This window comes from Bacillus sp. EB600 (genome assembly GCF_024494385.1).
GTDB lineage: Bacteria > Bacillota > Bacilli > Bacillales > Cytobacillaceae > JAEVLT01.
In genome coordinates this window covers 1-765 of sequence record NZ_JAEVLT010000133.1, presented here as the reverse complement: position 1 = coordinate 765, position 765 = coordinate 1, and the positions used below count along the sequence as shown (strand labels likewise).

Below are 765 nucleotides of genomic sequence, written 5' to 3'. Positions count from 1 at the left end.
GCGCATTGAACTTATTATGCTTTTTATCTTTTCTCTTAGACCTTCTTTTCTTAGTACTGCAATGAATGAAGAAAGTATTAAAATTTTAAATTAAAAGTAGTTATAGCTATTCCCAGGCTTCTGAGCGTCTCCCTTTCTGCCTGGGAATAGCCATTTACTATCCAATCCTTTTATGTAGCTGTTTAATTTCCTGCACCATCATATCAAATACGAAAACTAGATGTGATACTAGCAAGTACAAACTGCTATGTAGGTAAATTCTGATCAACAACAAATAGAAATGTTATATTTGGGTAAATAGCATTTCTTTCACGGTGTTTTGATAACGGGTGGATAGAGAGAAAGTTTTGGCGTCCGATAAACATTAAGGTCGATCATATTGTAAAGGAAGGAGCAACAGAGCGAGAAATAAAAGTATTGCCATCGGTGCTCAACCTAAAGGACTTTGTACAGTTACGGGACGCTACGGCGGCATAGGCGTTCGGATGCGCCAGTTATTGACGAGTTAACCGCTATTAAACTCATCTAATCAAGCAACAGCGCAAAGCTAACTTAGTATTGCTCTTATAGCAGATCAAGCGAACGCAACAGCCTTGTATTAAGCGTTAATTGTATTGCGCTTGGGCTTTTATTATATGCGAAAAGGAATGCAAAGAGCAGCTTCTTAGCGCTTAAAAAGGCTATATAGCTATGCTGCGCTATCAAATATGAACACTTGCACCCCCAACCACTACCGCCGCCGTCGTTGTAGGCTGCTGCTCTAAA

At 39.5% G+C, this 765-nt stretch carries 1 protein-coding gene and 1 pseudogene; one reads left to right on the top strand and one right to left on the bottom strand.

The window, feature by feature from the left end:
- Positions 1-300 precede the first annotated feature (300 nt).
- Positions 301-471: pseudogene (locus JN080_RS28895) on the top strand (tyrosine-type recombinase/integrase); the annotation flags it as partial.
- 93 nt (positions 472-564) lie between these two features.
- On the opposite strand, the gene JN080_RS28890 reads toward JN080_RS28895, so the two are convergent.
- On the bottom strand, positions 565-765 hold a 201-nt coding region (locus JN080_RS28890), incomplete at its 5' end, for a hypothetical protein (RefSeq protein WP_256239363.1).